At 67.2% G+C, this 363-nt stretch carries 1 protein-coding gene; it reads left to right on the top strand.

The genetic code is table 11. From position 1 onward, the window contains the following. A partial coding sequence (locus AB4Z35_RS31310) for an AMP-binding protein (RefSeq protein ID WP_442101340.1) occupies positions 1-363 on the top strand: 363 nt, incomplete at both ends.

Raw genomic sequence — 363 nt, forward strand, 5'->3', positions numbered from 1 at the left:
CCCGATGGCGCCGTCTGGCTGCAACTGCTGTTCGGCGCGGCGCAGCTGGGCGTGTTGGTGGTGCCCGTCAGCACACGGCTGAAAACGGCCGAAGCGCTCCATGTAGTGAATACCGCACAGGCGCGGATGCTGGTGGTGCCCACCCGCTTCCTGGATTTCGACTATATCGAGGCCGCCTCGGCCATCCAGCACGCCGTCAGCGCGCTGGAGCATGTGGTGGACGTGCCGGTGAGCGGCGAGTTCATGTGGGACGCCTATCCCGTGCGCGAGGAAAGCCTCGGCGAGGGACTGGACCCGTGGTGCACGTTCAGCACCTCGGGCACCACCGGCAAACCCAAGCTGGCCGTGCACACGCAGTCCGGC

Origin of the sequence: Pseudomonas sp. KB_15 (assembly GCF_052114525.1) — a bacterium.
Classification (GTDB): domain Bacteria; phylum Pseudomonadota; class Gammaproteobacteria; order Pseudomonadales; family Pseudomonadaceae; genus Aquipseudomonas.